This is a genomic window from Geminicoccus harenae (assembly GCF_019800005.1).
Taxonomy (GTDB): domain Bacteria; phylum Pseudomonadota; class Alphaproteobacteria; order Geminicoccales; family Geminicoccaceae; genus Geminicoccus; species Geminicoccus harenae.
Genome location: NZ_JABGCL010000015.1, coordinates 24,796 through 49,204 on the forward strand (window position 1 = coordinate 24,796; position 24,409 = coordinate 49,204).

Genomic DNA, 24,409 nt, shown 5'->3' on the forward strand with positions numbered 1-24,409 from the left:
GTTGTGCAGGCTAACGGCGTGGATGTGCGCCAGGAGGATCAGGCCCGCATCCATCAGGATGTGTGGAGTGCCTCCCATTTCGCCGGACAGGATCTGGGCCGGGTTGGGCACTGAGTCTGTGCAACTCGGTTGGCGATTGGAAGCGCAGCGCCGAGTATGGATGGATGTTGTTGTGGTCGTCGAACCAGACCCGCAGCAGGATCAGAACGGTGGTGATATCCGGCAGGATCGAGAGGTGTAGGTAGTCCCGCCGGAAGGTCTTCACGAACGCTTCAGCGATGTAGTCACTCTGCGGCGAGCGCACCGGCGCAGGCCAAGGGCAATGGCCGTGTTCCGGGTCTCCCTGGCGATGTAGGCGCTGCCGTTGTCCGACAGCCATTCGCATCAGGTGAGGCGTTTTCAGGCTGCCAAAGTGTTGCTCGACGCAGGTGACCATGAGGTCCTGGACCAGCATCCGCAGGAGGCGGATGCTCCATCTCCGCAGGAGCCAGTGTCAGAAGACGCTGGCGGTTCGCCGGAGACGCCGGCCGTGGTGCCCGACCATCGATCGGAGGAGGCGATCGATCCAATCCTACCGGGACGGCCGCCAGGAGACGGTCGCGGGACGATGATTTCCCGTTCGCAGGCGTTGATCGCGAACAGGATGCGGGCAATCTCGTCGCGCCGGCAGCTCAGATCGAAGTGGCTCAAGCACCATGATCCGGCAGGAGCCGGATGATCCGCTTCCGGCAAGGACGGCGGCCAGCAGACCGCCGAGGGTGACTGTTCGAGGTCAGGGCGATCACCACGCCGTCATGTGTTCGGTCGGCTTGGCGTCCGATGTGACGCTGCAGAACCAGCCCATGGTTTTTAGAGTCAGGTTCCCGCGCTCCCGGCGACGGTTGAGGAGCGCCGTGATGCGGCGGTAGCCGTACGATTGCCGCTCCTCGGCTAGCTGCCGGATCAAGGGCAGAAGCCGGCTGTCGCCTGCCTGGCCGTACTGCCTACGCGGCTTGGTGGCATGAGTTTGGCGCGTGATCAGGTTTGAACGGGCAACTCTAAGGGAGCTGGCGATGGTCGTCATCACGAACCGTCCCCTGTGCCCGTGCCATGTCGAGGGCCTCTTCGAAGATCTCGCCCCCCAGGATCTTGTTGCCCCAAGCAGGCGCTCCAATTCACGGACCCGCCTCTCCAGGTCGCGCATCTGGCTCTGGCCGACCACTGGCTCAATCCGCCTGCACGGCCTCCAAGTCGCCCTCCAGCATCCGGCACCGCCACTTGAACAGTAGGCTAAAGCAAGATGCCGGCTTGGCCGGCGACCAGCGACACACTCATGCCAGGCTGCCGGTCGAGAAGCGCCGTCGTTGCTGCATGGCGCTAACCACCTCAACGCGGGGTGGACGACTGTTCGGCTCGGCTGACGCCCCTGTCCGACTCAAACGGGGTGCAGTCCAGCCACCTTACGCAGCCAAGGCCTTGAGCTTGAAGGCATTTTGGATGAGGTGAAGTCAGGGCTATAGGGCAGATGGAACAGCAAGATCACCCCTGTGGCCTCGGTGAAACGCAACGCTCAGGCGCAGGCGTTCACCGCGGGGCAACGTCCGTGCGTGCGGGTCGTGTTCGTCTTGGCCCCAGGTCGCATCTATGATCACCAACCGCTCGGGATCGAGGTCGATTTGGCCGCCGAACCATACCTGCCGGCACTTCAGGACGTCGGGTCGGTCCTGCTCCCCAGTGTGCCCGGTCCTTTTGCGCGTCAGGCCGAGACGGCGGAAGAACCGCTGCCGGGTGCCGCACCCAAAGCCGTGGCCGCGCGCGCGGTCAGCGCGGTGCGCAGTTCTTCGGTGGTGGGGCCGGGCGTTGCCTCCAGCAGTTCCCGGAGCAACCCGCCCTGCGCCTCGACGTGGGTGGAGCGGCGACTACTACTGAGCCAGCCAAGCTGCGGGCTGCCCCCTGTGTCCGTTCCAGCGCGCGCCACCGGCTCACGCTCGCGACGATCGATTGAAAGCGCCTTTGCCATCCCCGCCAGCCTCCGTCCCGGCGGCATCCTGAATCAGGACCAGGGGCTGGTGTGAGGCCCCTTAACGATCCGATCGGGGCGGAGGATGCTCCAGGAGCCCGGGCAGCGCCCTTGCTGCTGGCAGGGAATGGGGGTGGTGTGCAGCCCGGCACTCCGACTGCACCAGGGAGGCCCGGCCGGATCCGGCCTGTGGGGCTGAAGCAACCGGGAGGCGAACTCAGCCGAAGATGTGATTGCCGTCGTCATGATGATGGTCATGGCATGACTGTACCATGACTGGGAGCCGGCCCGCATCAGCCGGTTTGGGAGGCAGGCAGCCTCGCGATTATTGGCCGGCTACTGAGGCATGGCCGATGCGGGATGCCCGAGTGTCAGGCGACGGAGTCCTTGAGGCCCTTGCCGGGCTTGAAGCGCACCGCCTTGGAGGCCTCGATCGTGATCGTCTTGCCGGTCTGCGGGTTGCGGCCCTCGCGCGCGGCGCGTTCCACCACCTCGAACGAGCCGAAGCCGGTGATGGTGACCTTGTCCCCGCCCTTGAGCGCCGCCTGGATGCTGTCCAGGATGGCGCGCACCGCCTTCGTCGAGTCGGCCTTGGTGATCCCGGCCTTCTCTGCGACCGCCGAAGTCAGTTCGTCCAAGGTCATGGAGTACTCCTCTGCATGACTAAAGGTGAAACGCGCATTATCATGGCAATCGATGGTTGCAAATACCGATAGGGACTGGCCGTACCGCCCCGGCGTGCCACGGGTCGTGGTGATCGGCGCGGGGCCGGCTGGGCTGATCGCCGCCGAGCGACTGGCCGAACGACGAATATCTCCAGTCATCGTGGAGGGTTCGCGCAGCCCTGCGAGAAAATTCCTGATCGCCGGCAGAGGCGGCCTGAACCTGACCCATGTCGGCACGGTCGAACGACTTTGCCTTCACTTCGGCAGTGAACAGTCCTGGCTGCGCCCACATTTGGCGCGCTTCGACGCGGATGCACTGCGCAGTTGGGCCGACGGCCTGGGGGCCGAGACCTTCATCGGCACGAGCGGGCGGGTCTTCCCCCGCGCGCTGAAGGCGACCGGCCTGGTGCGAGCCTGGCTGGCACGACTGGAGCGGCTGGGTGTGACCTCGAAGCTGCGCACCCGGCTGGTCGGGATCGGGCCTGACCGGCTGCTGCGGCTGCAGGGGCCGGACGGCATTAGCGAGCTCCGCCCGGATGCGGCGATCCTGGCGATGGGCGGGGCGAGCTGGCCGAGGCTGGGCTCGGACGGCGCCTGGGTCCCGATGCTCCGTGACCTGGGGGTGACCGTCCGGACGCTGCGGCCGGCCAATGTCGGCATGCTGGTGCCCTGGTCCGAGCTGGCCCGCCAGCGGCTGCAAGGCATCCCGCTCAAGAACCTGGCAGGGCGTGCCGGGGGTGCGGCGGCCCGGGGCGAGCTGGTGCTGACCAGCTATGGGGTCGAGGGCCAGCTCGTCTACGCGCTGGGCCGCGCCCTGCGTGAGGAGCTGGAGGCGAACGGCACCGCCACGCTCCGCCTCGACCTGAAACCCGACCTCACCCTGGCCCAGGTCGAGGCCAGGCTGGCGCGGCCACGCGGCAGCCGCTCCTTTCCGACCTGGCTCACCGGCAGCCTGCGCCTGCCTCCCATCGTGCCCTTCCTCCTGCGCGAGCTGGGCCACGGTCCGGATCTCAGTGCCGCCGAGCTGGCGCGGGCGATCAAGGACCTGCCCGTGCCGGTGACCGGTACCAGGCCGATCGCGGAGGCGATCAGCAGTGCCGGCGGCGTGGCGCTGGCCGAGCTCGACGAGCGGCTGATGCTGCGCCGCGTGCCTGGCCTGTTCGTCGCCGGCGAGATGCTGGACTGGGAAGCGCCGACCGGCGGCTACCTGCTCCAGGCCTGCTTCTCGACCGGCGTCGCCGCGGCCGAGGGCATGCTGGCCTGGCTCACGGCACCAGCAGGATCTTGCCGATATGGGCCGAGCTCTCCATGAGCCGGTGCGCCTCCACCACCTGGTCGAGCGGCAGGACCGCGTGGACCACCGGGCGGATCCGGCCGGCCGAGAGGATCGGCCAGACCTGCTCGCGCAGCTCGCGGGCGATCTGGCCCTTCTCCGCGACCGAGCGCGGGCGCAGCGTCGAGCCGGTCCAGGTCAACCGCTTGGCCATCAGCCGGGTGAAGTCGGCCTCGACTTGGGCGCCTTCCAGCCAGGCGATCTGCACGATCCGGCCTTCCACCGCGGCGGCGTCCAGGTTGCGCGAGACATAGGAGCCGCCGACCATGTCCAGGATCAGGTCGACGCCCTTGCCGCCGGTGGCTTCCCGGACCACCGCCACGAAGTCTTCCCGGCGATAGTCGATCCCGCGCGTTGCCCCCAGTTCCTCGCAGGCCCGGACCTTGTCCGGGGAGCCGGCGGTGGCGAACACCTCAGCACCGAACGCATGGGCCAGCTGGATCGCCGTCACCCCGATGCCCGAGCTGCCGCCATGCACCAGGAACCGCTCGCCCTGCCGCAGCCGGCCGCGCTGGAACACGTTGGTCCAGACGGTGAAGTAGGTTTCCGGCAGGCCGCCCGCCTCGACCGTGCTCCAGCCATCCGGCACCGGCAGCACCTGCTCCACCGGGGCGGTGCAGTATTCGGCATAGCCGCCGGATGCGACCAGGGCGCAGACGGCATCGCCCAGGGCCACGCCCGCTGCGCCCTCCCCCAGCGCCACGACCTCGCCCGCGACCTCCAGCCCGGGCACGTCGGAAGCGCCGGGCGGCGGCGGGTAGGCGCCCATGCGCTGGAACACGTCCGGGCGGTTGACGCCGGCGCTCGCCACCCGGATCAGCACCTCGCCCGGCCCAGGTTGAGGCACCGGCATCCGGGCGATCTCCAGGACTTCCGGGCCGCCCGGGCGGGCGATCCTGACATGGCGCATGGAGCTGGGGATCTGGTCCGACATCCTGGCGTTTCCTTGGTGGCGGTTCTTTCGGCACCGAAGGCACGGCTGGCACGGGAGCGCAAGGGCGTGTGACTTCGCTCAGGCCTGCGCTTACCGGGTGATCGGCGCCCTTGTCCGGCCCGCCGGCCATCACCATTATGCGGCATTCCCAGACATACCGAACAATGACCAGCACGACTGCACGAACCAGGGCACGGATGATCGCCGAGGAGCCGCTCCACGCGGCCGCCGGGCGTCAGCATGTCCGCGGCGGCGCCCGGATAGGGGGCCCCTCGCGCGCCTGCGCCTGGCCCAATTGTGACGCCTGCGGCGAGTATCGGGCACCCCGCTCCCGCAACTCGCTGCGCGAATACCAGTGGCTGTGCCTGGAGCACGTGCGCGAGTTCAACCGCAACTGGGACTTTTTCCAGGGCATGAACAGCGACGAGATCGAGGCGATGCGCCGCGATGACGTGACCTGGAGCCGTCCCACCTGGCCGCCGGGCCTGAACACGGCCGACCTGCGTCTGAAGGACCCGTTCGAGCTCCTGCATGCCCACGGCTTCACCCGGCACCGGCCGGAGCCGCCCAAGCGCCCGCCGACCACCGCCCAGTCCCATGCCCGCACGCTGGGCCTGGAGCCGGGCTTCACGGTGTCGGAGCTGAAGACCCGCTACAAGTCGCTGGCCAAGCAGCACCACCCGGACCTGCATGGCGGCGACCGGCACCAGGAGGAGCGGCTGAAGGAGATCAACGCCGCCTATACTTGGCTCCTGGCCCATCCGGGCGAGCGCTAGCGAGCCCTCGCCCGGCCGCCCCTTCCCCTTCCCAGCCGCACGCGGCACCAGCGGAGCCAGCCGATGACAGGCCAACCAGAGCTTTGCCGGGTCGACGAGGTAGTGGCGCGCCTGGATGAAGGCCCATGGCCATGGGCCGTGGCGGAACGGGCCCGGATCGACGCGCACTGGGCCGGGCTGATCGCGGCCAATCCCGCCTTGTACAACGGCCAGGTCCTGATCGCGCGGGACCGCCGGTTCGCCGGCAACCGGCTGGAGGTGCGCTACACGCCCACGGACTATGCGGCCTTCCTCACCTTCCGCGACCTGGGCTTCCCCGACCCGTCCAGCAGCAACTGCTTTGGCCTGGCGGCCCTGCGCGCCTCGGATGGCGGCTTCCTCCTGGGCGTGATGGGCGGGCACACCGCCAATCCCGGCCGGGTCTATTTTCCCGGCGGCACGCCCGAGCCGGCCGACGTCCTGCCAGACGGCCGGGTCGACCTATTGGGCAACGTGCTGCGCGAGCTCGGTGAGGAAACCGGCCTCCTGCCCGGCGAAGTCGAGGTGGCGCCTGGCTGGATCGTGGCGGTCGAGGGCGGCCGCACCGCGCTGATGCGCGAGATCCGGATCGACCTGCCGGCCGAGGCGGCGCGTGCGCGGATCATGGAATTTCTCGCCGCCGAGGCGGAACCGGAGCTGGCGGGCATCCGGATCGTCCGCACACCGGAGGAAGCGGAGCAGGACGCGGTGCCGGGCTTCGTCCGCTCCTATCTCCGCCATGCCTTCGGGTCGCAGCCGGGCTGACGAATCCCCGCTCCAGGCCTCGCAGATGCGCGTCGGGGCACCTACATTAGCCTTGAGGCGGACCCGGCGGGGTTGGCGCGGGTGGAAACGTTCTGCTAGCGTCGCGGTTGTCGGGGTGGGCGTTGCGGGTGCAGCGCCCTCGTTCGGGCGGGCTGTTCGCTCCGCGCCCTGCGCCACCATCGCCTCGCTACCTTCGCGTCTTCGGATCCGTCATGACCGTCGCTGATCAGAGTCCGCTCCTCGATCCGTCGAACCGGATCGACCTGCCCGCCAAGCCCGACATCCGGCTCTCGGTCCGCCAGACCTTCGGGATCGACAGTGATCTTGAGGTGGATGCCTACAGCCGGCGCACCGACTATGTGCCCGACCTCGACGAGGCCTACCGCTTCGACCACGACACCACGCTCGCGATCCTGGCCGGCTTTGCCTACAACCGCCGGGTGATGATCCAGGGCTATCACGGCACCGGCAAGTCGACCCATATCGAGCAGGTCGCGTCCCGGCTGAACTGGCCCTGCGTGCGGGTCAACCTGGACAGCCATATCAGCCGCATCGACCTGGTCGGCAAGGACGCCATCGTGCTGCGCGACGGCAAGCAGGTCACCGAGTACCGGGAAGGCATCCTGCCCTGGTCCCTGCAGAACCCGGTGGCGCTGGTGTTCGACGAGTATGATGCCGGCCGCCCGGACGTGATGTTCGTGATCCAGCGCGTGCTGGAGAGCCAGGGCCGCATGACCCTGCTCGACCAGAACAAGGTGCTGCGCTCGCACCCCTCCTTCCGGCTGTTCGCCACCGCCAACACGGTGGGCCTGGGCGACACGTCCGGCCTCTACCACGGCACCCAGCAGATCAATCAGGGCCAGATGGACCGCTGGTCGATCGTGACCCAGCTCAACTATCTGGAGCATGACGCCGAGGTCCGGATCGTGCTGGCCAAGTGCCCAGACTACGACACGGCCGAGGGGCGCAAGCAGGTCTCACAGATGGTGAGCCTGGCCGACCTGACCCGCAACGGCTTCGTCGCCGGCGACGTCTCGACGGTGATGTCGCCCCGCACGGTGATCACCTGGGCGGAGAACGCGCGGATCTTCAAGAGCCTGCCGCTCGCCTTCCGCCTGACCTTCCTGAACAAGTGCGACGAGGCCGAGCGGACCACGATCGCGGAATATTACCAGCGCTGCTTCGGCCAGGAGCTGCCGGAATCGGCGACGCGGCTGGCTTTGGCCTGATCCGTCGGGGCTTGACCGGCTGGCGACAGCGCAGGCCGGACCGGCGGCATCGCCGGCCGGCGGCATGAAGGGAGTGGCAGGGTGGCAGTCGTGGCAACCCGTTCCGGAACGCCCGAGCAGAGCAACCAGGCGGCCCGCGAGCGGATCGACAGTTTCCAGCGGGTCGTCGGCGCCACGGTGCGCGCGATGGCGCGCAAGCCGAGCCTGGACGTGCAGTTCCGGGCCGGCGAGAACCGGCGCCCGTCCGAAGGGCAGGCCGGTGGCGAATCGGTCCGCCTGCCCACGCCGCGCCAGGACTTCGCCAGGGCCGACCTCGCCCGGATCCGCGGCGAGGGCGACCAGTCGGCCCTGCGCCTGCGCCACCATGACGCCAAGCTCCATGCCCGCCACGCCCCCAATGGCGAGATCGCCCAGCTCGTCTACGACAAGATGGAGCAGGTCCGGGTCGAGGCGCTGGGCTCGTCGCGCATGGTCGGGGTGCGCGAGAACCTGCTGAACGCCTGGAAGGCCCGCACCCGCCCGATCGAGAGCGGCGGCCAGGAGCAGGCCGGGCACATGGCCGAGATCGTCGAGCTGTTCGCCCGCGAGCAGCTCCTGGGCGTCGATCTGCCCCCGCCCCATGCCAAGGCGCTGGAGCCCTGGCGCGACTATCTGGCCCAGCACATGGCCGGGCACCTGCCCAAGCTGGAATCGCTGCTCGCCGACCAGGAGCGGTTCGCGCTCGAGATGCGCGAGCTCCTGAACGACCTGGGCTTCACCACCGAGGACCTGCCCGAGGACGGCGAGGGACAGGATAGCCCCGAGGACCAGGACGACGACCAGGAAGAGGGCGGCGAAGGCGGCGAGCAGGGCCAGGACGGCGAGGGCCAGGACCAGCAGCAGGACAGCCAGACCAAGGAGATCAGCGCTGCTCAGGACGCTGCGATGGCCGAGGCCGGCGAGGGCGACGAGAGCCAGGACGCCATGGCCGAGATGGGGTCGGAGGACGAGGGCGAGGCCCCGGCCACCAACCGGCCCAAGGCCGGCCACAACCAGGCCGATCCCAACGCCTATAAGGTGTTCACCCGCAAGTTCGACGAGGTGGTCACGGTCGACGAGCTGTGCGGCCCCTCCGAGCTCACCCGGCTGCGCGGCCAGCTCGACCTGTCGCTGCAGCGCTTCCATGCCATGATCGGCAAGATGGCGAACCGGCTGCAGCGCAAGCTGATGGCCCAGCAGCAGCGCTCCTGGCTGTTCGACCTGGACGAGGGCATCCTGGATGCGGCGCGGCTCACCCGCGTGGTGGTCAACCCGAGCCACGCGCTGACCTTCAAGGTCGAGAAGGAGACCGACTTCCGCGACACGGTGATGACCCTGCTCATCGACAATTCCGGGTCGATGCGCGGCCGACCGATCGCGGTGGCGGCGATGAGCGCCGACATCCTGGCGCGCACGCTGGAGCGCTGCGGCGTCAAGGTCGAGATCCTGGGCTTCACCACGAGGGCCTGGAAGGGCGGCCAGTCGCGCGAGCAGTGGCTGCGCGAGGGCAAGCCCGCCAATCCCGGGCGGCTGAACGACCTGCGCCATATCATCTACAAGGCCGCCGACACGCCCTGGCGGCGCGGCCGCCGGGCGCTGGGCCTGATGCTGCGCGAGGGCCTGCTCAAGGAGAATATTGACGGCGAGGCGATCATGTGGGCGCACGAGCGCCTGCTCGCCCGCCCCGAGCAGCGCCGCATCCTGATGGTGATCTCCGATGGCGCCCCGGTGGACGACAGCACCCTGTCCTCCAATCCGGGCAACTATCTGGAGCGGCACCTGCGCCAGGTGATTGAGCAGATCGAGACGACCTCGCCCGTGCAGCTCCTGGCGATCGGCATCGGCCACGACGTGACCCGCTATTATCGCCGCGCGGTCACGATCTCCGATCCGGAGCAGCTGGGCGGCACCATGCTCAAGCAGCTGGCAGAGCTGTTCGACCTGGACGAGGACCGCCCGGGCCGGCGGCGGCGGGCGGCCTGACCGGGCTCAGGCCCGGCCGCCGGCCACTGCCTTGGCGAACTTGCCGTTGAAGCGGGCATAGCCCCGCTCGGTCTGGCGCAGATGCGCCCGGGCGTGCTCGTGCAGCGCCGGCAGTCGGTGGAACGGCACCGTCGGGAAGGCGTGGTGCTCGGCGTGATAAGGCATGTTCCAGGCGAGGAAGCGCACGATCCGGGTCGTGAAGGTCGTGCGTGTGTTCTCCAGCATGTTGGCGACATGCGGACAGCGGGCATGCTCGGCGAGCAGGTAGGCGCGCAGGAAGGGCTGGCCCAGCACGACCGGTACCAGCCAAGTCCAGAGTAGCAGGGTCGAGCCGGTGAGGAGCGAGCCCAGCAGGAGCAGACCGTAGCCCGCCAACATCGCCCGTGCCTCCCAGACCATCTGTGGCCTGGCACCCTTGGGCAGGAACGGCTCGGTGATGGCACCCTGCGCATTCGCGACCAGCGTGCGGAGCATCGACCACCATAGCGGCAGGCCCGACAGGTAGCGGACATACTGCCAGAGCGTCTCGGGCTTGGGCGACATCAGTTCCGGGTCATGGTCCGGATCGTGGGTGTGCCGGTGGTGGGCGAAGTGGAAATATTTGAACCAGCAGGGCGGGACCAGGACCAGGAAGCCCGCCAGATGCGCCACGGCCGTGTTCAGCCAGCGGGTGCGGAACGCGGTGTTGTGGCTGGTCTCGTGCAGGGCGGTGAACAGGAACACGATCAGGATGCCCTGCGGGAGCAGGAGCAGCGGCCAGAAGGGCACGGCCGTACCGATCAGGGCGCCCAGCAGGAGGATCAGGCCGAGATGGCCGGCGAGCTGCCGCAGCCCCGGCCCGTCGGCCAGGGCCGTGAGCACCCGGCGCTGCTCGGCACCCAGGCTGGAGATCAGCCGGCGATGGTCGAACTCGGCCGATCCGGCTTCGGCCATGTGCTGCCCCTCCTGTACCCGATGCACCGCCGATCCTAGCGCCTTCAGTCGATCGGGTGCAGGACCCGGTGGAGGAAGTCCTGGGTGCGCGGATGATTCGGCCGGACCAGCACTTCCGAGGGCGGGCCCTGCTCGACGATGATGCCGCCGTCGATGAACAGCACCCGGTCGGCTACCTCGCGGGCGAACGCGATCTCGTGGGTGACGATCAGCATCGTCATCCCCTCCTTCGCCAGGTCGCGCATCACGGACAGCACCTCACCGACCAGTTCCGGATCCAGCGCCGAGGTCGGCTCGTCGAACAGGATGGCGCGTGGCTGCATCGCCAGCGCCCGGGCGATCGCGACCCGCTGCTGTTGGCCGCCCGAGAGCTGCTGGGGATGGTTGTCGGCCTTGGCGGCGAGTCCCACCCGCTCCAGCAGGGCGCGACCCCGCTCGGTTGCGGATGCCCGGTTCTCGCCCTTCACATAGACCGGCCCCTCGATCACGTTCTCCAGCACGGTCCGGTGCGGGAACAGGTTGAAGCGCTGGAACACCATCGCGACCTCCATCCGCACCTCGCGGATGGACTTCTGGTTGCGGTCGACCACCTGGCCTTCGACCAACACCCTGCCCTTCTGGTAGTCCTCCAGCCCGTTCACGCAGCGCAGCATGGTCGACTTGCCCGAGCCGGACGGGCCGATGATGCAGACAACTTCGGCCTTGCCGACCGTGGCATCGATGCCTTTGAGGACCTCCAGCGCGCCGAAGCTCTTGTGGACGTCCTGGAACTCGATCATCGCCATGGGATCAGCGCCTCCGGCCCATGCGTTTCTCCAGCCAGCGGCTGAGCCCCATCAGCGGCAGGCACATCACCAGGTAGAGCAGCGCCACCGTGGTGAAGACCGCCGTGTTCTTGAAGGTCGAGGATGCGATCAGCTTGCCCTGCAGGGACAGTTCCGCGACCGTGATGGTGGACGCCAGCGAGCTGTCCTTCAGCATCATGATCATGGTGTTGCCGTAGGACGGCAGGATGATCTTGATCGCCTGGGGCAGGATCACCCGGCGCATCATCAGGCCGCGCGACATGCCGATCGATTGCGCGGCCTCGGTCTGGCCATGGTCGACCGCCTCGATGCCGGCGCGGAAATCCTCCGCCTGGTAGGAGGAATAGGCGATGCCCAGGCCGATGATCGCGGCCTGCAGCGCGGTCAGCGCCAAGCCCAGCTCCGGCATCACGAAGTAGATGTAGAAGAGCTGCACCAGGATCGGGATGGCGCGCAGGATGTTGACGATGGTCGCACTGGTCAGGCTGAGCGCGCGATTGGAGGACAGGCGCATGATTGCCCAGATCAGGCCCAGCACCGTCGAGAAAATGATCGAGCCGACCGTCACGATGAGGGTGAGCTGGATACCCTTCATCAACGCCGGCAGGAAATTGATCATGTCCTGAAGAAAGCTGCTCATGCCGAACTTCTTCATGATGTAGGCGGCGGCCGGGACCCGGCCGCCGCGTCGCACGCTTCAAACGAGTTCGGGAGCGAGCCTCAGTTCAGGCTCCACTTCTCGATCATCTTGTCGAGCTCACCGCTCGACTTCAGCTCGGCGATCGCCTCGTTGATCTTGGTCATGCGCTCGGTGTCACCCTTAGCGGTGATGATTCCGATCTTGCCGGGCAGCGCCGTCTGGTAGCTCTTGACCAAGTGAACGTCGGGGAACTGGCCCTGGCTCAGGTAATAGGAGGCCACCGGATAGTCGACGAAGCCCGCCTTGATTCGGCCGGCATTCACGTCGTTCATGACCGCCGGGATCGTGTCGTAGGCCTTCACCTCGCTGAAGATGCCGGCCTCTTCCAGGGCCGCGATATAGACGGTGCCGACCTGGGCACCGACGACCTCACCTTCCATGTCCTTGAACGAGGTGTACTCCTTGGTGTCGTCCTTGGAGACGACCATGCCTTCGCCGAAGCTGTACACGTCGTCGGAGAAGTCGACGACCTCGGCGCGGGTCGGCGTGTTGTACATGGCGGCCGAAATCAGGTCGATCTTGCCCGACGTCAGGGACGCGATCAGGGCCGAGAACTCCATCGGCTCCATCTGGACGTCGAAGCCGACCTTCTCGCCGATCACCTTGATCAGCTCGACCATGAAGCCATCGAGCTCGTTCTGCTCGTTCATGAAGGCGAACGGGATGCCCTGGGCTTCCGTGCCCACCCGCAGCGTCTCCGCCCGGGCCTCGTCGGTGATCGCCGGCAGGGCAGCGAGCCCGACCGACAGGGCGAAAACGCTTGCGAACAGTGACTTCAGACGCATGATTGTGCTTCCCTCGAACTTGCCAATGTCCATGGCGGCTGGTGCCCCATGGTTCGCATCACCATGGGCACGAACCTCTACTTGCTCGCGCCCACCGGCGCCATGCCTTGTCTTCGGGCCGGTCTGACCTGCCGGCTGCCGGCCACGCCCGTTGCACGGCGGCATCAAGTCTGGCCACGGCGCCATGTCATGCAAATCGGGTGCCGTGACGTCTCACCCGACATCTTGCAAATCGCGCGCCGCGTCGCCTTATGAGGGGCCGCTGCATCATGCAGCGCGATCTCGAACGGTTCACGTCTCCTAGCCAAGCCGGCTGCCTGACCGGACGACCCGACCGCGTCCGGGCGTCCTCGCCCCTGGCACTGGTCCTTGGAACGCTTATGATGTGCGCGGATCAACCCGGGGCCCTACGACCTTGACCGAGCTTGCCTTGACCATTCGCCTGAACGCCAACGACAACACGGTCGTGGCCAGGCTCGACATCCTGCCCAATACCCATCTGGGCAGCGAGGACCTGCGCACCGCGCAGCGCATCCCGGCGGGCCACAAGGTCGCGACCCGGCCGATCGCCAAGGGCGAGCCGATCCGCAAGTTCAACCAGATCATCGGCTTCGCCAGCCAGGACATCGCACCCGGCGAGCATGTCCACGTCCACAACTGCGTGATGCAGGACTTCGACCGCGACTATGCGGTGGGCGCCGACGTCAGGCCGATCGAATACGTGCCCGAGAACCAGCGCCCGAGCTTCCAGGGCTATCTGCGCCGGGACGGCCGCGCTGCGACCCGCAACTATATCGGTATCCTGTCGACGGTGAACTGCTCGGCCACGGTCTGCAAGTTCGTCGCCGAGCGCTTCCCCAAGGAGATCCTCGACCAGTATCCGAACGTCGACGGCATCGTCGCCATCACCCATGACACGGGCTGCGGCATGGCGGATGCCGGCGAGGGCTACGGCAACCTGCAGCGCACGCTCTGGGGCTTCGCGCGCCACCCGAACTTCGCCGCCGTGCTGATGATCGGCCTGGGCTGCGAGGTGAACCAGATCGACTTCCTGCTGGACGCCTACCAGATCCAGCCGGGCCCGAACTTCCGCACCATGACCATGCAGGCCACGGGCGGCACTCGGAAGACGATCGAGCGGGCGCACGACATCATCAAGGAGATGCTGCCGGGCGTGAACGAGTATGCCCGCCAGCCGGTCTCAGTCTCCGAGATCAGCCTGGCGCTGCAGTGCGGCGGCTCCGACGGCTACTCCGGCATCACCGCCAACCCGGCGCTGGGCCATGCCGCCGACCTCTTGATCCGCAACGGTGGCACGGCGATCCTCTCCGAGACGCCGGAGATCTACGGTGCCGAGCACCTTCTGACCCGCCGTGCGGTCGACCAGAAGATCGCTGACAAGCTGATCGACCGGATCAAGTGGTGGGAGAACTACACTTCCATCAACGGCGGTGAGATGAACAACAATCCGTCGCCAGGCAACAAGGCGGGCGGGCTCACCACCATTCTGGAGAAGTCCCTGGGCGCGGCGGCCAAGGGCGGTACGCTCAACCTGAACGGCGTCTACAAGTATGCCGAGCCGGTCACGGCGCGCGGCTTCGTCTACATGGACAGCCCCGGCTACGATCCGGCCGCCGTCACCGGCCAGGTCGCTTCCGGCGCCAACATGGTCGCCTTCACCACCGGCCGTGGCTCCTGCTTCGGCTTCAAGCCCGCGCCGTCCATCAAGATCGCGACCAACAGCGCCATGTACCGCCGCATCGAGGAGGACATGGACATCAACGCGGGCACGATCGTGGACGGCGAGGAGACGATCGAGCAGGTCGGCGAGCGCATCTTCCACAAGGTGATCGAGGTCGCGAGCGGTAACCACTCCAAGTCTGAGGAGCTGGGCGTGGGCGACCACGAGTTCGTGCCGTGGATGGTCGGCGCGGTGATGTGATCCGGCCGGGCGCCGCGTAAAGGCGGCGCCCACCCTTCTCCTGTTCTTCCACTCGCAGCTTGGCCCGGACGTCTCCGGGTCGCGGCCGGTACCGATGGCCGCCTTGTCCAGGATCGGCACCGGTGGTACCGGCTTGCGCTCCCCAGGTGGATTCCATCGGCGCCGGAACGTGAAGGTGCCGTGGGGTGTTCCTGGCGCACCGGCTGGCCGCTCCGTTCGGCGTCGACCTTCCGCGAGTGGTCCCTTTGCCCATGACCCGTCCGAGCATCGCGCTGGACCCGCCCGGTGGCCGCCACGGCCCCAGCCGGCGGCAGTTGCTCGGGATGGCGGGCCTGCTGGCGCTGGGCGGTTGCGCCAGTTCCGCCGGTCATGCGCCGACGACCCTCGCCCCGGCCGACGTCGCCGCAGCTTCTGCGCCCTTCCCCTTCGCCGATCCTTGGGTCGCCACCGTGGTCGGCACGCCCGCCGAGCTGCGGGCAGTGCTGCCCGATGGGCCGGCACCACAGCGTGCGACGCTCGAGCGGTTCCCCGGCCGGGCGATCCCGGAAGGGTTCTGGTACTATGATGGCGGCCTGACCTACTCGACCCTGCTCCAGGAGCGCCCCGCACCTTTGGTGTTCGTGATCGCGGGCACCGGGGCGGACGACCGCTCCCGGCTGATGATCCTGCTGGCGCGGACCCTGCACGCCGGCGGCGCGCACGTGGTGCTGATCCCCTCGCCCAGCCATGCCAACTTCATCGTCACCGCCGGCAGCACCTTCATGCCCGGCAATGGCGAGCAGGACGCGGCCGACCTCCTCAAGGTGATGGACGCGATCCGGCAGCGGCTGGCCGGCCGGATCCAGGTGACCCGCTACGACCTCACCGGCTACAGCCTGGGCGCCTGGCATGCCGCCTTCGTGGCCAGGGCCGATGCGGCGCGGGCAGCACCGATCGGCTTCGGCCGGGTGCTGCTGATCAACCCGCCGCTCAGCCTCTACCACTCGATCCAGCAGATCGACGCCATGCTCTACCGGGGCCTGCCCCAGGGGATCGACGGGCTCGACCGCTTCCTGGCCCGGCTGACGGACCATCTGGCCTATGCCGTGGGCCCGAACGACCCGCTCGACTTTTCCGGCCAGAACGTGGTGCTCGAACTGTACCAGCGGCTCCAGCCCAGCGACGAAAGCCTCGCCACCACGATCGGGCTGGCGTTCCGCCTGTCCACCACCAACCTGATCTTCACCTCGGACGTGATGAACCGGTCGGGTTACGTGTTCCCGCGCGGCCAGGAGTTCCGCTCGACGACGCCGCTCGGCGACTATCTGGCCGTGGCGCTGCGCCTGAGCTTTACCGACTATTTCAACGATCTGTTCGTGGAGCACTATGCGGGCGGTGGTTTGACCCGGCAGGACCTGATCGACCGGAGCGACCTCCGCTGGATCGGCGGCTGGCTGGCGGGGCAGAAGCAGATCGGCCTGATCACTAATGCCGACGACGTCATCCTGGCGCCCGGCGACCTGGACGGGCTGCGGGAGATCTTCGGCGATCGCGCCTCCGTTCACCCGCATGGCGGCCACATGGGCAACCTGGCCTTCTGGCCGGTCGTCGAGCAGATCAGCGGCTATTTCACGGCATGACCAGCACCATTGGCCGCAGCACCGCCGCCGCCCTGCTCCTGCTGCCGCTGGCCGGCTGCGCCACGGCACCTCCCCAGCCGCAGGGCATGGCCCCGCCGCGCCGGCCGATCACCGAGTTCCTCCGGCCGGGCGAGACCAGGGAGGCCGCCAACCCGATCGCGATCTATGATCCGTTCGAGCGCACCAACCGGGCCATCTACAAGTTCAACGCCCAGTTCGACCAGTACGTGTACCTGCCGGTGGTGAACGCCTACACGTCCGTCACCCCGGCGCCGGTCCGCCGGAGCGTCAGCAATTTCTTCAACAATCTCGAAGAGATCACGACCTTCACCAACTCGGTGCTGCAGGGCAAGGTGGAGAAGGCCTCGCCCACCCTGTTCCGGTTCATCATCAACTCCACGGTCGGCCTGTTCGGCCTGTTCGACCCTGCCAGCCATCTCAACCTGCCGCGCCAGGACGAGGATTTCGGCCAGACGCTCGGCTATTGGGGCCTGGGCAACGGCCCCTATCTGGTCTTGCCGATCATCGGCCCGTCGAACCTGCGCGATGCGACCGGCATGGGCGTGGACCTGGGCACTGACTGGGTCCTGCTCCAGCAGCTGCCGAGCGACGTGCGCGACGACCTGTTCTACGACCTCCTGTTCTGGGGGCTCTGGCCGATCGACGCCCGCTACCAGATCGACTTCCGCTACCACTCGACCGGCTCGCCCTTCGAGTATGACCTGGTCCGCTACTTCATCACCAAGTCGCGCGAGGTGAAGATCCGCAACTGACGGGTCCACGGGAGCAGATGAGCGGCACCGCGGATTCCGGAGCCGCCCGTTCTGGCCACGACAATGTCGTTTCTCTTGACGCATGGTGTGAAAAATGGGCAGCCGGGGGCGGCCCAAGCGGTCACCGACCGTCCCGGCCACTCCAGGGAAGAAATGACGCATGCGCATCCTGATTGCTGCCGGTCTGATCGGCCTGGGCCTGACGGCCGCCACCGCGGAAGCGGCGACGCTCGACCGCATCAAGGCCAGCGGGACGATCACGCTGGGCTACCGCACCGACGCCGAGCCCTTCTCCTATGAGAGCCCGATCGGCGAAGCCGCCGGCTACAGCGTCGCGCTGTGCAAGGCGATCGCAGCCGGCATCAAGGCCGAGCTGGGGCTGGATACGCTGGAGGTCCGCTACCTGCCGGTGAAGGACGAGGGCAGCTTTGCCGAGCTGCTGACTGGCAAGGTCGACCTGGTGTGCGGGGCCACCACCCAGACCCTGGCCCGGCGCGAACTGGTCGACTTCTCGCTGCCGACCTTCGTCACCGGCTCGACCCTGCTCTACCGCCAGGACGGGCCCAGGAGCTTCGAGGAGCTGGCCGGGCAGAAGATCGGGGTCAGGGCCGGCACCACCACCGAAACCGAGCTGAAGGAGGCGTTGGCCGAGCAGCAGTTCCAGGCGGAGCTGGTCACGGTGGACAGCCACGAGCAGGGCGTGGCCGACCTCGCTGCCGGCCGGCTGGGCGCCTATTTCGGCGATGGCGCCATCCTGCTCTACCAGTGGCGCAAGAGCCCGGACGCCGACCGGCTGATGGTGTCCGGCCACCTGTATTCCCACGAGCCCTATGCGCTGCCCCTGCCCAAGGGCGACAGCGACTTCCGCCTTGCGGTCGACCGGGTGCTGGCCGGGCTGTATCGCGGCGGCATCGAGCAGGTCTTCACGGCCTCCTTCGGCACCGGTGCGGAGCCGTCCACCCTGGTGCAGGCGCTCTACCTCATCCACGCCCTGCCGGAGTGAGTGGCGCGCTGGCCTGATCCTCAGCCGCCGAGCAGGAAGTCGGCGATCAGCTTCAGGTTCAGGACCACGATCAGGAGTGCGATCGCCCAGCCGAGCAGGAGCTGCCAGGTTGGCGCCATCAGCGGGCCCAGGCGCAGGCGGTCCGACGCGAACAGCATGAGCGGGATCACCGCGAACGGGAGTTGCAGGGACAGGATCACCTGGCTGAGGATCAGGAGCTCGGCCGTGCCGCTCTCGCCATAAAGCCAGGTGACCAGCACCGCCGGCACGATGGCGACCAGCCGGGTGATCAGGCGGCGCAGGAAGGGCGGCATCCGGAAGTGCAGGAAGCCTTCCATCACCACCTGGCCGGCGAGCGTGGCGGTGACCGTCGAGTTGATGCCGCACATCAGCAGGGCCACCGCGAACAGGATCGCGGCCAGGCTGCCGCCCAGGAGCGGCGCCATGAGCTGGTAGGCGTCCTGGATCTCGGTGACGTCGGTCCGGCCGGCCGCGTGGAACACCGCGGCCGCGGTGATCAGGATCGCGGAGTTGATCAGCAGGGCCAGCACCAGCGCGATGCTGCTGTCCCAGCTGGCGAAGCGGATCGCTTCCTGGCGCTGGGCGACCTCGTCGCCGATCGCGCGGGACTGCACCAGGGCCGTGTGGAGGTAGAGATTGTGCGGCATCACCGTGGCGCCGATGATGCCCATGGCGATGTAGAGCTGGTGCTGGTCGGTGACGATCGAGGCGGACGGCAGGTAGCCCTGCAGCACCGCACCCCAGTCCGGGTCGGCCAGGGCGATCTGGACCACGAAGCAGACCAGGATCAGGGTGATCAGGCCGAACACCAGTGCTTCCAGCCGGCGCACGCCCTTGTGCTGCAGCCAGAGGATCAGGAAGGCGTCCAGGGCGGTCAGCACCACGCCGTAGAGCAGCGGGATCCCGAACAGCAGCTCCAGCGCGATCGCCGTGCCGATCAGCTCGGCCAGGTCGGTGGCGCAGATCGCCAGCTCGGCCAGGAGCCAGAGCGGGTAGGCCATGCTCCTGGGAAACCGCTCGCGGCAGAGCTGGGCGAGGTCGCGGCCGGTGGCGATCCCGACCCGGGCGCACAGCGCCTGCAGCAGGATCGCCATCAGCGAGGACAGGAGGACCACCGCGAGCAGCGTGTAGCCGAAGGCCGAGCCGCCGGCGAGCCCGGTCGCCCAGTTGCCCGGGTCCATGTAGCCGACCGCAATCAGGTAGCCCGGGCCCAGAAACGCCATGAGCTTGCGCACGAAGCCCCCGCCGATGGGCACGGCGATGGTGCCGTGCACCTCCGGCAGGCTCCGCGGCGGCACTCGGCCGGGCCGGTCGGGCATGCGCACGGCGCCTTCGGGTGGAGCGGCCATCTTGTTCCGGTTCGAGGATCGCACGGCAGTCCTGTCGCGCACGGGCCGGGGAGGCAAGCCCGCGCGCAGGCAGGACTCGCTCGAGGCCGCCCGGTTCCGTACCCGCCTGCGTCCTGCCGGCTACAGCCCTCCCGCTTGATCGATGGCCGGGCAAGGCGCACATGCAGCCGATGTTCTTTCCTGCTGCCGCGGCGTCCCGACCATGACGATGTCCTGGACCATTGGCTGGCTGATCGTCTCGACGCTCCTGGCGGGCCTGGGCGCCTGGCAGGACCGCCGGCCGATCGGGCTGGGGCCGGCGCCGCTGGTGCCCGCCCTGTTCTGGCTGGCGATCGGCACCATCGGCATCGTGCTCTGCCTGGCGCATCTCATTTCGCTGCTCACCGGGGTGGAGCTGCATGGCCGAGGCAATTTCTGACTGCTGCCCGGATTGTGCCGGCCAGCTCCTGGAACTGTGCGACGAGCTTTTGGCCCGTGCTTCCGACTTTCCCGATCCCGGGGAGTTCATCGGCCTGGTCGCGGCCAGGCTCACCGAGATCGGCCTGCCGATCCTCCGCCTCGCGGCAGGCGGCGACCTGCTCCATCCCACCATCGAGGGCATGGGCTGGCGCTGGCGGCCCAGCACCGGGGTCGAGTCGCTGATGATGGAGCGGCGGGAGAGCTGGGACGTCGAGGAGTGGATCAAGAGCCCGATCCGCCACCTGATCGAGACGGGCGAGCCGTCGATCCAGCTACCGACCGGCGACGACGAGCTGGCCGCGCGCTTCCCGATCCTGGCCGATCTGCGCCAGGAAGGTGTTACCGAATATCTCCTGTTCACCGAGCGGGTGCGCGGAGCGCTCCGCATCACGTCGGACAACGACGTCTGGGTGTCCTTCGCCCATGGCGGCGGGTTCCGGATCGACGCGGCCACCGCCAAGGGCCTCAAGCGCGTCGCCACCATCCTGGTCCTGATCATCCAGGCCCATGCCGCACTCTTCACCGTGCGCACCCTGCTGGGCGTCTATCTCGGTGACGATGCGGCGCAGAAGGTGCTGGACGGTAACGTGCTGCGCGGCCGGGCCGACCCGATCAGCGCGGTGATTTGGTACTCGGATCTCGCCGACTTCACCAAGATCACCGACGAGAAGCCGCCCAAGGGCGTGCTGGCGTTGCTCAACGACTATGCCGCGACCATTTCCGACGAGCTGGCGCGGCATGGCGGCAACGTGCTGAAGTTCACCGGCGACGGGATCCTCGCCGTGTTCCAGCAGGACGATGGTGCTGCCCGCGCCCTGGCGGCCGTGGACGACACGCGGCGGGTGGTGACCGAGCTCAACGAGCGGCGGGCCCAGCGCGGTGCGCCGACCACGAGCGTGTACGTGGCGCTGCACCATGGTGAGCTACTCTACGGTAATTTCGGCAGCACTACCCGGATGGACTTTACCGTGCTGGGCCAAGCGGTGAACCAGGTGGCCCGGATCGCCGCCCTGTCGCGCAGCCTGGACCAGCCGGTGATCCTGAGTGAGGCGTTCGCCGAAGCGGCCCCCTCCGAGCGTCATCGTCTGGTCTCGCTCGGCCGCTATGCGCTGCGTGGCGTGACCCGCCCGCAGAACCTCTTCACCCTGGATCCGACCGCATGATCTCGCTCGTTACCTGGAACATCCAGTATGGCCGCGGCCGCGACGACCGGGTCGACCTGGAGCGCCAGGCCGATCTCCTGCGCCCGTTCGACGTCATCGGCCTGCAGGAAGTGGAACGCTTCTGGCGGCGGACCGGCGAGGTCGACCAGGTGGCGCGGCTGGCCGAGCTGCTGCCCGACCACTACCATGTCTATGGCCCCGCCACCGACATCCTGAAGCAGCACGAGCCGGGTCCCAAGGGTGCCGTGCGCCGCCAGTTCGGCAATGCGGTGTTCTCCCGCTTCCCGATCCTGACCGCCAACCCGGTGACCCTGCCCAGGCGCGCGGCGATGGGTATTCCGACCAGTGCCAGGATCGCGCTCGACACGATCCTCGAGCTGCCGTCCGGTCGGCACCTGCGCTTCTGCTCGACCCATCTGGACCATGCCCAGGCCGATCTGCGCCTGGAGCAGGCGGACGCCCTGCTCCGGCTCTACCGCGAGGCAGCCCTGTCCGGCGGTATCTCCCATGGCGCTGCCGGGTCCGACCATCCCTGGTGGGGCGAGGAGATCCAGGCACCCCCAGTGCCGCCGGACATGGTGCTGGTCGGCGACTTCAACCTGACGCCGGCGGAGCCGACCTATGCCCGGCTCGTGGGCGCCTGCGATCCGCATTTCGGCCGGGTCGCCCATCTGGACGGGTTCGCCGATGCCTGGACGCTCACCGGCCATGCCGAGGAGGAAGGCATGACCTGGTGGGACGATCCAGAGGTGGCGCCGCGTCGGCTGGACTATGTGCTGGTGACCGCAGGCCTGGCGCCGCTGGTCCGCTCCTGCCGGATCCTGCCGGGCGACCTGTCCGACCACCAGCCGGTCGCGGTCGAGCTGGAGCTCGGCTGAGCCCGGTTTTCCTGGACCCGTTCCAGCCAGCCGCGTAACGAGCGGCCATCGCCAGCATCCGCTCTGCTTCCTGGGCCGGATCAGGCAAGCGGGGAACGGATGCAGGGGCCGATCGAGCCAGCGCGCGAGCCACGGGCAGGACTGGCCGAGCTGCGGCGCCTGCTGGCCTTCGTGCTGCCCTATCTCTGGCCGAAGGACGAGCCCGGCCTCCGGATCAGGGTGGTGCTGGCCAGCATCGCCATGGTGGCGGCCAAGCTCCTGAACATCCAGGTGCCGTTCTTCCTGAAGCGGGTGGTCGATGCGCTGGGCATGCCGGCCGACCTGCTCACCATCCCGCTGGTGGCCCTGATCGCCTATGGCGCGGCAAGGCTGGGTGCCGCCCTGTTCCAGGAGCTGCGCGACGCCCTGTTCGCCCGGGTGGGCGAGCGGGCCGGGCGGCGGGTAGCGATCGGGGTGTATCGCCACCTGTTCGACCTGTCGCTGCGCTACCACCTGGAGCGGCGCACCGGCGAGCTCGGCCGCTCGGTCGAGCGCGGGGTGAAAGCGATCAGCTTTTTGCTCACCACCGCTTTGTTCGCCATGGGCCCGGTCCTGGTCGAGCTGGTCCTGGTGCTGGGCATCCTGCTCCGGCTCTATCCCTGGAGCTGGGCGTTCACCGTGTTCGCCACGATCGCGGTCTATGCGGCCTTCACCATCTGGACCACCAACTGGCGGACCAAGTACCGACGCGAGATGAACCGGCTGGACAATCTGTTCGCCGGCCAGGCGGTGGACGGGCTGATCAACTACGAGATGGTCAAGGCGTTCACCGCGGAGGAGCACGAGACAAGGCGGCTGGACCAGGCGATGGCGCAGTACGAGGAGGCCGCCGTCCGCTCGCAGACCTCGCTCTCGCTCCTGAACACCGGCCAGGCCGCCATCATCGCCATCGGCGTGACCGTGCTGATGGGCCTGTCCGCGGCGCGCGTGGTGGCGGGCGAGGCCACGGTGGGCGACGTGGTGCTGGTCAATGCCTTCATCCTCCAGCTCTACCTGCCGTTGAACTTCCTGGGCGTGCTTTATCGTGAGCTGCGCCAGTCGCTGATCGACCTGGAGAACCTGGCGGGCCTGTCCGGCCTGAAGCCCGAGGTGGCCGATGCCCCGGACGCGAAGGCGCTGCAGCTCGCCGGCGGCGAGGTGCGCTTCGAGCATGTCAGCTTCGCCTACGACCCGCGCCGGCCGATCCTGGACGACCTGTCCTTCACCATCCCGTCGGGGCGCAAGCTGGCGATCGTGGGCCCATCGGGCGCCGGCAAGTCGACGGTGGTGCGCCTCCTGTTCCGCTTCTACGACGTGAGCTCCGGCCAGATCCGGATCGACGGCCAGGACCTGCGCGGGTTGCGACAGCGCTCCTTGCGCCAGGCGATCGGCGTGGTGCCGCAGGACACGGTGCTGTTCAACGACACGATCCGCGCCAACATCGCCTATGCCCGTCCGGATGCCGGCCAGGAGGAGATCGAGGCCGCGGCCCGGACCGCACAGATCCACGACTTCATCCGCCTCCTCCCGGAAGGCTACGACGCCGTGGTCGGCGAGCGCGGGCTCAAGCTGTCCGGCGGGGAGAAGCAGCGGGTGGCCATGGCGCGGGTCGTCTTGAAGGACCCGCCGATCCTGATCCTGGACGAGGCCACCTCCGCCCTCGACAGCCGCACCGAGCAGGCGCTGCAGGCGGAACTGCAGCAGGTCGCGGCCGGGCGCACCACGCTGGTGATCGCGCACCGCCTTTCCACGGTGGTGGACGCCGACGAGATCCTGGTCCTGGAGCGGGGCAAGGTGGTTGAGCGGGGCAACCACCACCGGCTGCTGGCCCATGGCGGCCTGTATGCGCAGATGTGGCGGCGCCAGCATGAGCGCGTGCCCGGCAGCTACCCAGCGGACTGACCAGCCGGCGCAACAGCCTGGATCACGGGCCGTGGCCTGGGGGTCACGTCATCAGAATTTCCGGTAATAATTCCGAGCTTCAGCTCTGAGGCCCGACGCTGCTGTGCGCGGAAAAATCCAGCTCTGACGCGTGTTTGATGGATGCACCGGAGCGTCGATGTAATTCTACGACTCTTCCGGAAGATGAATAATAATACATCCATGATCCGGTCGAGGCGTAACGTGTTCTCAAGGAAGACGGAATGATCTACGCGACTACCGGATGAATTGATGGTAGATAAGAACAACCTTTAGGCGAATAACTGCCGACTAGATAGAACTTCCGACAACTTCACGAG

General features: G+C 68.0%; 21 protein-coding genes and 2 pseudogenes. 13 read left to right on the top strand and 10 right to left on the bottom strand.

The genetic code is table 11. The features are described from left to right. Positions 1–124: 124 nt before the first annotated feature. The 4 genes and pseudogenes from HLA95_RS14835 to HLA95_RS29905 form a co-directional block, all read right to left on the bottom strand. Positions 125–1,418, bottom strand: a pseudogene (locus HLA95_RS14835) (transposase family protein); the annotation flags it as partial. Between the two features lie 126 nt (positions 1,419–1,544). Beyond that, positions 1,545–1,724, bottom strand: a pseudogene (locus HLA95_RS29900) (IS630 family transposase); the annotation flags it as partial. Between the two features lie 11 nt (positions 1,725–1,735). Further along, positions 1,736–1,999 (bottom strand): hypothetical protein, encoded by a 264-nt coding sequence (locus HLA95_RS14845; protein WP_191060352.1) that lies wholly within the window; start codon positions 1,997–1,999, stop codon positions 1,736–1,738. Between the two features lie 371 nt (positions 2,000–2,370). Next, positions 2,371–2,823: an HU family DNA-binding protein gene (locus HLA95_RS29905; protein ID WP_222183714.1), complete on the bottom strand. Its 453-nt coding sequence runs from the start codon at positions 2,821–2,823 to the stop codon at positions 2,371–2,373. Here HLA95_RS29905 and HLA95_RS14855 point away from each other — a divergent pair. After that, positions 2,738–3,976: a BaiN/RdsA family NAD(P)/FAD-dependent oxidoreductase gene (locus tag HLA95_RS14855; RefSeq protein ID WP_222183792.1), complete on the top strand. Its 1,239-nt coding sequence runs from the start codon at positions 2,738–2,740 to the stop codon at positions 3,974–3,976. The two genes, HLA95_RS29905 and HLA95_RS14855, sit on opposite strands and share 86 nt — an antisense overlap. Here HLA95_RS14855 and HLA95_RS14860 read toward each other — a convergent pair. Beyond that, on the bottom strand, positions 3,930–4,907 hold the full coding sequence (locus HLA95_RS14860; protein WP_322100138.1) for an NAD(P)H-quinone oxidoreductase: 978 nt from the start codon (positions 4,905–4,907) through the stop codon (positions 3,930–3,932). The two genes, HLA95_RS14855 and HLA95_RS14860, sit on opposite strands and share 47 nt — an antisense overlap. Before the next feature lie 188 nt (positions 4,908–5,095). Between HLA95_RS14860 and HLA95_RS14865 the strand changes: the two genes are divergently transcribed. From HLA95_RS14865 to cobT, 4 genes are all read left to right on the top strand, one after another. Continuing rightward, complete coding sequence (locus tag HLA95_RS14865) at positions 5,096–5,707, top strand: J domain-containing protein (protein ID WP_255591995.1); 612 nt, start codon at positions 5,096–5,098, stop codon at positions 5,705–5,707. 63 nt (positions 5,708–5,770) lie between these two features. Further along, complete coding sequence (locus HLA95_RS14870; protein WP_191058965.1) at positions 5,771–6,490, top strand: NUDIX hydrolase; 720 nt, start codon at positions 5,771–5,773, stop codon at positions 6,488–6,490. Between the two features lie 212 nt (positions 6,491–6,702). Next, entirely contained in the window at positions 6,703–7,719 is a 1,017-nt protein-coding gene (cobS, locus tag HLA95_RS14875; protein ID WP_159714771.1) for a cobaltochelatase subunit CobS, read from the top strand. 90 nt (positions 7,720–7,809) lie between these two features. Beyond that, positions 7,810–9,720 carry a cobaltochelatase subunit CobT gene (gene cobT, locus HLA95_RS14880; protein WP_223861451.1) on the top strand — a complete coding sequence of 637 codons (1,911 nt, stop codon included), beginning with the start codon at positions 7,810–7,812 and terminating at the stop codon, positions 9,718–9,720. 6 nt (positions 9,721–9,726) lie between these two features. Here cobT and HLA95_RS14885 read toward each other — a convergent pair whose 3' ends face one another. From HLA95_RS14885 to HLA95_RS14900, 4 genes are all read right to left on the bottom strand, one after another. Next, positions 9,727–10,653 carry a fatty acid desaturase gene (locus tag HLA95_RS14885; RefSeq protein ID WP_191058964.1) on the bottom strand — a complete coding sequence of 309 codons (927 nt, stop codon included), beginning with the start codon at positions 10,651–10,653 and terminating at the stop codon, positions 9,727–9,729. Between the two features lie 44 nt (positions 10,654–10,697). Beyond that, positions 10,698–11,432: an amino acid ABC transporter ATP-binding protein gene (locus tag HLA95_RS14890; protein WP_191058967.1), complete on the bottom strand. Its 735-nt coding sequence runs from the start codon at positions 11,430–11,432 to the stop codon at positions 10,698–10,700. 10 nt (positions 11,433–11,442) lie between these two features. Then, positions 11,443–12,099 (bottom strand): amino acid ABC transporter permease, encoded by a 657-nt coding sequence (locus HLA95_RS14895; RefSeq protein WP_191058963.1) that lies wholly within the window; start codon positions 12,097–12,099, stop codon positions 11,443–11,445. An 80-nt stretch (positions 12,100–12,179) separates the two neighbouring features. Beyond that, positions 12,180–12,944 carry an ABC transporter substrate-binding protein gene (locus HLA95_RS14900; protein ID WP_191058962.1) on the bottom strand — a complete coding sequence of 255 codons (765 nt, stop codon included), beginning with the start codon at positions 12,942–12,944 and terminating at the stop codon, positions 12,180–12,182. Positions 12,945–13,374: 430 nt separating this feature from the next. Between HLA95_RS14900 and HLA95_RS14905 the strand changes: the two genes are divergently transcribed. The 4 genes from HLA95_RS14905 to HLA95_RS14920 all read left to right on the top strand — a co-directional run bounded on the left by HLA95_RS14905 (position 13,375) and on the right by HLA95_RS14920 (position 18,281). Beyond that, positions 13,375–14,886, top strand: coding sequence for a UxaA family hydrolase (locus HLA95_RS14905; protein ID WP_223861450.1), 1,512 nt, complete (start codon positions 13,375–13,377; stop codon positions 14,884–14,886). 251 nt (positions 14,887–15,137) lie between these two features. Continuing rightward, positions 15,138–16,505 carry a hypothetical protein gene (locus HLA95_RS14910; protein ID WP_222183717.1) on the top strand — a complete coding sequence of 456 codons (1,368 nt, stop codon included), beginning with the start codon at positions 15,138–15,140 and terminating at the stop codon, positions 16,503–16,505. Continuing rightward, positions 16,502–17,278, top strand: a complete 777-nt coding sequence (locus HLA95_RS14915) for an MlaA family lipoprotein (protein WP_191059353.1) — start codon at positions 16,502–16,504, stop codon at positions 17,276–17,278. Before HLA95_RS14910 ends, HLA95_RS14915 begins: the two co-directional genes overlap by 4 nt. A gap of 160 nt (positions 17,279–17,438) precedes the next feature. Beyond that, complete coding sequence (locus HLA95_RS14920) at positions 17,439–18,281, top strand: amino acid ABC transporter substrate-binding protein (protein ID WP_191059352.1); 843 nt, start codon at positions 17,439–17,441, stop codon at positions 18,279–18,281. 20 nt (positions 18,282–18,301) lie between these two features. Here HLA95_RS14920 and HLA95_RS14925 read toward each other — a convergent pair whose 3' ends face one another. Further along, positions 18,302–19,651 carry an Nramp family divalent metal transporter gene (locus HLA95_RS14925; protein ID WP_223861485.1) on the bottom strand — a complete coding sequence of 450 codons (1,350 nt, stop codon included), beginning with the start codon at positions 19,649–19,651 and terminating at the stop codon, positions 18,302–18,304. A 202-nt stretch (positions 19,652–19,853) separates the two neighbouring features. Here HLA95_RS14925 and HLA95_RS14930 point away from each other — a divergent pair, with 202 nt between their 5' ends. The 4 genes from HLA95_RS14930 (at position 19,854) to HLA95_RS14945 (ending at position 24,071) form a co-directional block, all read left to right on the top strand. Continuing rightward, positions 19,854–20,069, top strand: a complete 216-nt coding sequence (locus HLA95_RS14930) for a hypothetical protein (protein WP_159714757.1) — start codon at positions 19,854–19,856, stop codon at positions 20,067–20,069. Further along, positions 20,050–21,273 carry an adenylate/guanylate cyclase domain-containing protein gene (locus HLA95_RS14935; protein ID WP_191059351.1) on the top strand — a complete coding sequence of 408 codons (1,224 nt, stop codon included), beginning with the start codon at positions 20,050–20,052 and terminating at the stop codon, positions 21,271–21,273. The genes HLA95_RS14930 and HLA95_RS14935 overlap by 20 nt, the downstream gene beginning before the upstream one ends. Continuing rightward, on the top strand, positions 21,270–22,151 hold the full coding sequence (locus HLA95_RS14940) for an endonuclease/exonuclease/phosphatase family protein (protein ID WP_191059350.1): 882 nt from the start codon (positions 21,270–21,272) through the stop codon (positions 22,149–22,151). The genes HLA95_RS14935 and HLA95_RS14940 overlap by 4 nt, the downstream gene beginning before the upstream one ends. Positions 22,152–22,250: 99 nt before the next feature. Next, positions 22,251–24,071, top strand: coding sequence for an ABCB family ABC transporter ATP-binding protein/permease (locus HLA95_RS14945; RefSeq protein WP_191059349.1), 1,821 nt, complete (start codon positions 22,251–22,253; stop codon positions 24,069–24,071). Positions 24,072–24,409: the final 338 nt, after the last annotated feature.

Coding starts and splice junctions, on each gene's coding strand:
- HLA95_RS14895 (WP_191058963.1), bottom strand. CDS start 12,099: ATGAGCAGCTTTCTTCAGGACATGATCAATTTCCTGCCGGCGTTGATG.
- HLA95_RS14910 (WP_222183717.1), top strand. CDS start 15,138: ATGACCCGTCCGAGCATCGCGCTGGACCCGCCCGGTGGCCGCCACGGC.
- HLA95_RS14945 (WP_191059349.1), top strand. CDS start 22,251: ATGCAGGGGCCGATCGAGCCAGCGCGCGAGCCACGGGCAGGACTGGCC.
- HLA95_RS14890 (WP_191058967.1), bottom strand. CDS start 11,432: ATGATCGAGTTCCAGGACGTCCACAAGAGCTTCGGCGCGCTGGAGGTC.
- HLA95_RS14915 (WP_191059353.1), top strand. CDS start 16,502: ATGACCAGCACCATTGGCCGCAGCACCGCCGCCGCCCTGCTCCTGCTG.
- HLA95_RS14845 (WP_191060352.1), bottom strand. CDS start 1,999: ATGGCAAAGGCGCTTTCAATCGATCGTCGCGAGCGTGAGCCGGTGGCG.
- HLA95_RS14940 (WP_191059350.1), top strand. CDS start 21,270: ATGATCTCGCTCGTTACCTGGAACATCCAGTATGGCCGCGGCCGCGAC.
- HLA95_RS14860 (WP_322100138.1), bottom strand. CDS start 4,907: ATGCGCCATGTCAGGATCGCCCGCCCGGGCGGCCCGGAAGTCCTGGAG.
- HLA95_RS14885 (WP_191058964.1), bottom strand. CDS start 10,653: ATGGCCGAAGCCGGATCGGCCGAGTTCGACCATCGCCGGCTGATCTCC.
- HLA95_RS14870 (WP_191058965.1), top strand. CDS start 5,771: ATGACAGGCCAACCAGAGCTTTGCCGGGTCGACGAGGTAGTGGCGCGC.
- HLA95_RS14935 (WP_191059351.1), top strand. CDS start 20,050: ATGGCCGAGGCAATTTCTGACTGCTGCCCGGATTGTGCCGGCCAGCTC.
- HLA95_RS14865 (WP_255591995.1), top strand. CDS start 5,096: ATGACCAGCACGACTGCACGAACCAGGGCACGGATGATCGCCGAGGAG.
- HLA95_RS14900 (WP_191058962.1), bottom strand. CDS start 12,944: ATGCGTCTGAAGTCACTGTTCGCAAGCGTTTTCGCCCTGTCGGTCGGG.
- HLA95_RS14920 (WP_191059352.1), top strand. CDS start 17,439: ATGCGCATCCTGATTGCTGCCGGTCTGATCGGCCTGGGCCTGACGGCC.
- cobS (WP_159714771.1), top strand. CDS start 6,703: ATGACCGTCGCTGATCAGAGTCCGCTCCTCGATCCGTCGAACCGGATC.
- HLA95_RS29905 (WP_222183714.1), bottom strand. CDS start 2,823: ATGACTGGAGATATTCGTCGTTCGGCCAGTCGCTCGGCGGCGATCAGC.
- HLA95_RS14925 (WP_223861485.1), bottom strand. CDS start 19,651: ATGGCCGCTCCACCCGAAGGCGCCGTGCGCATGCCCGACCGGCCCGGC.
- HLA95_RS14930 (WP_159714757.1), top strand. CDS start 19,854: ATGACGATGTCCTGGACCATTGGCTGGCTGATCGTCTCGACGCTCCTG.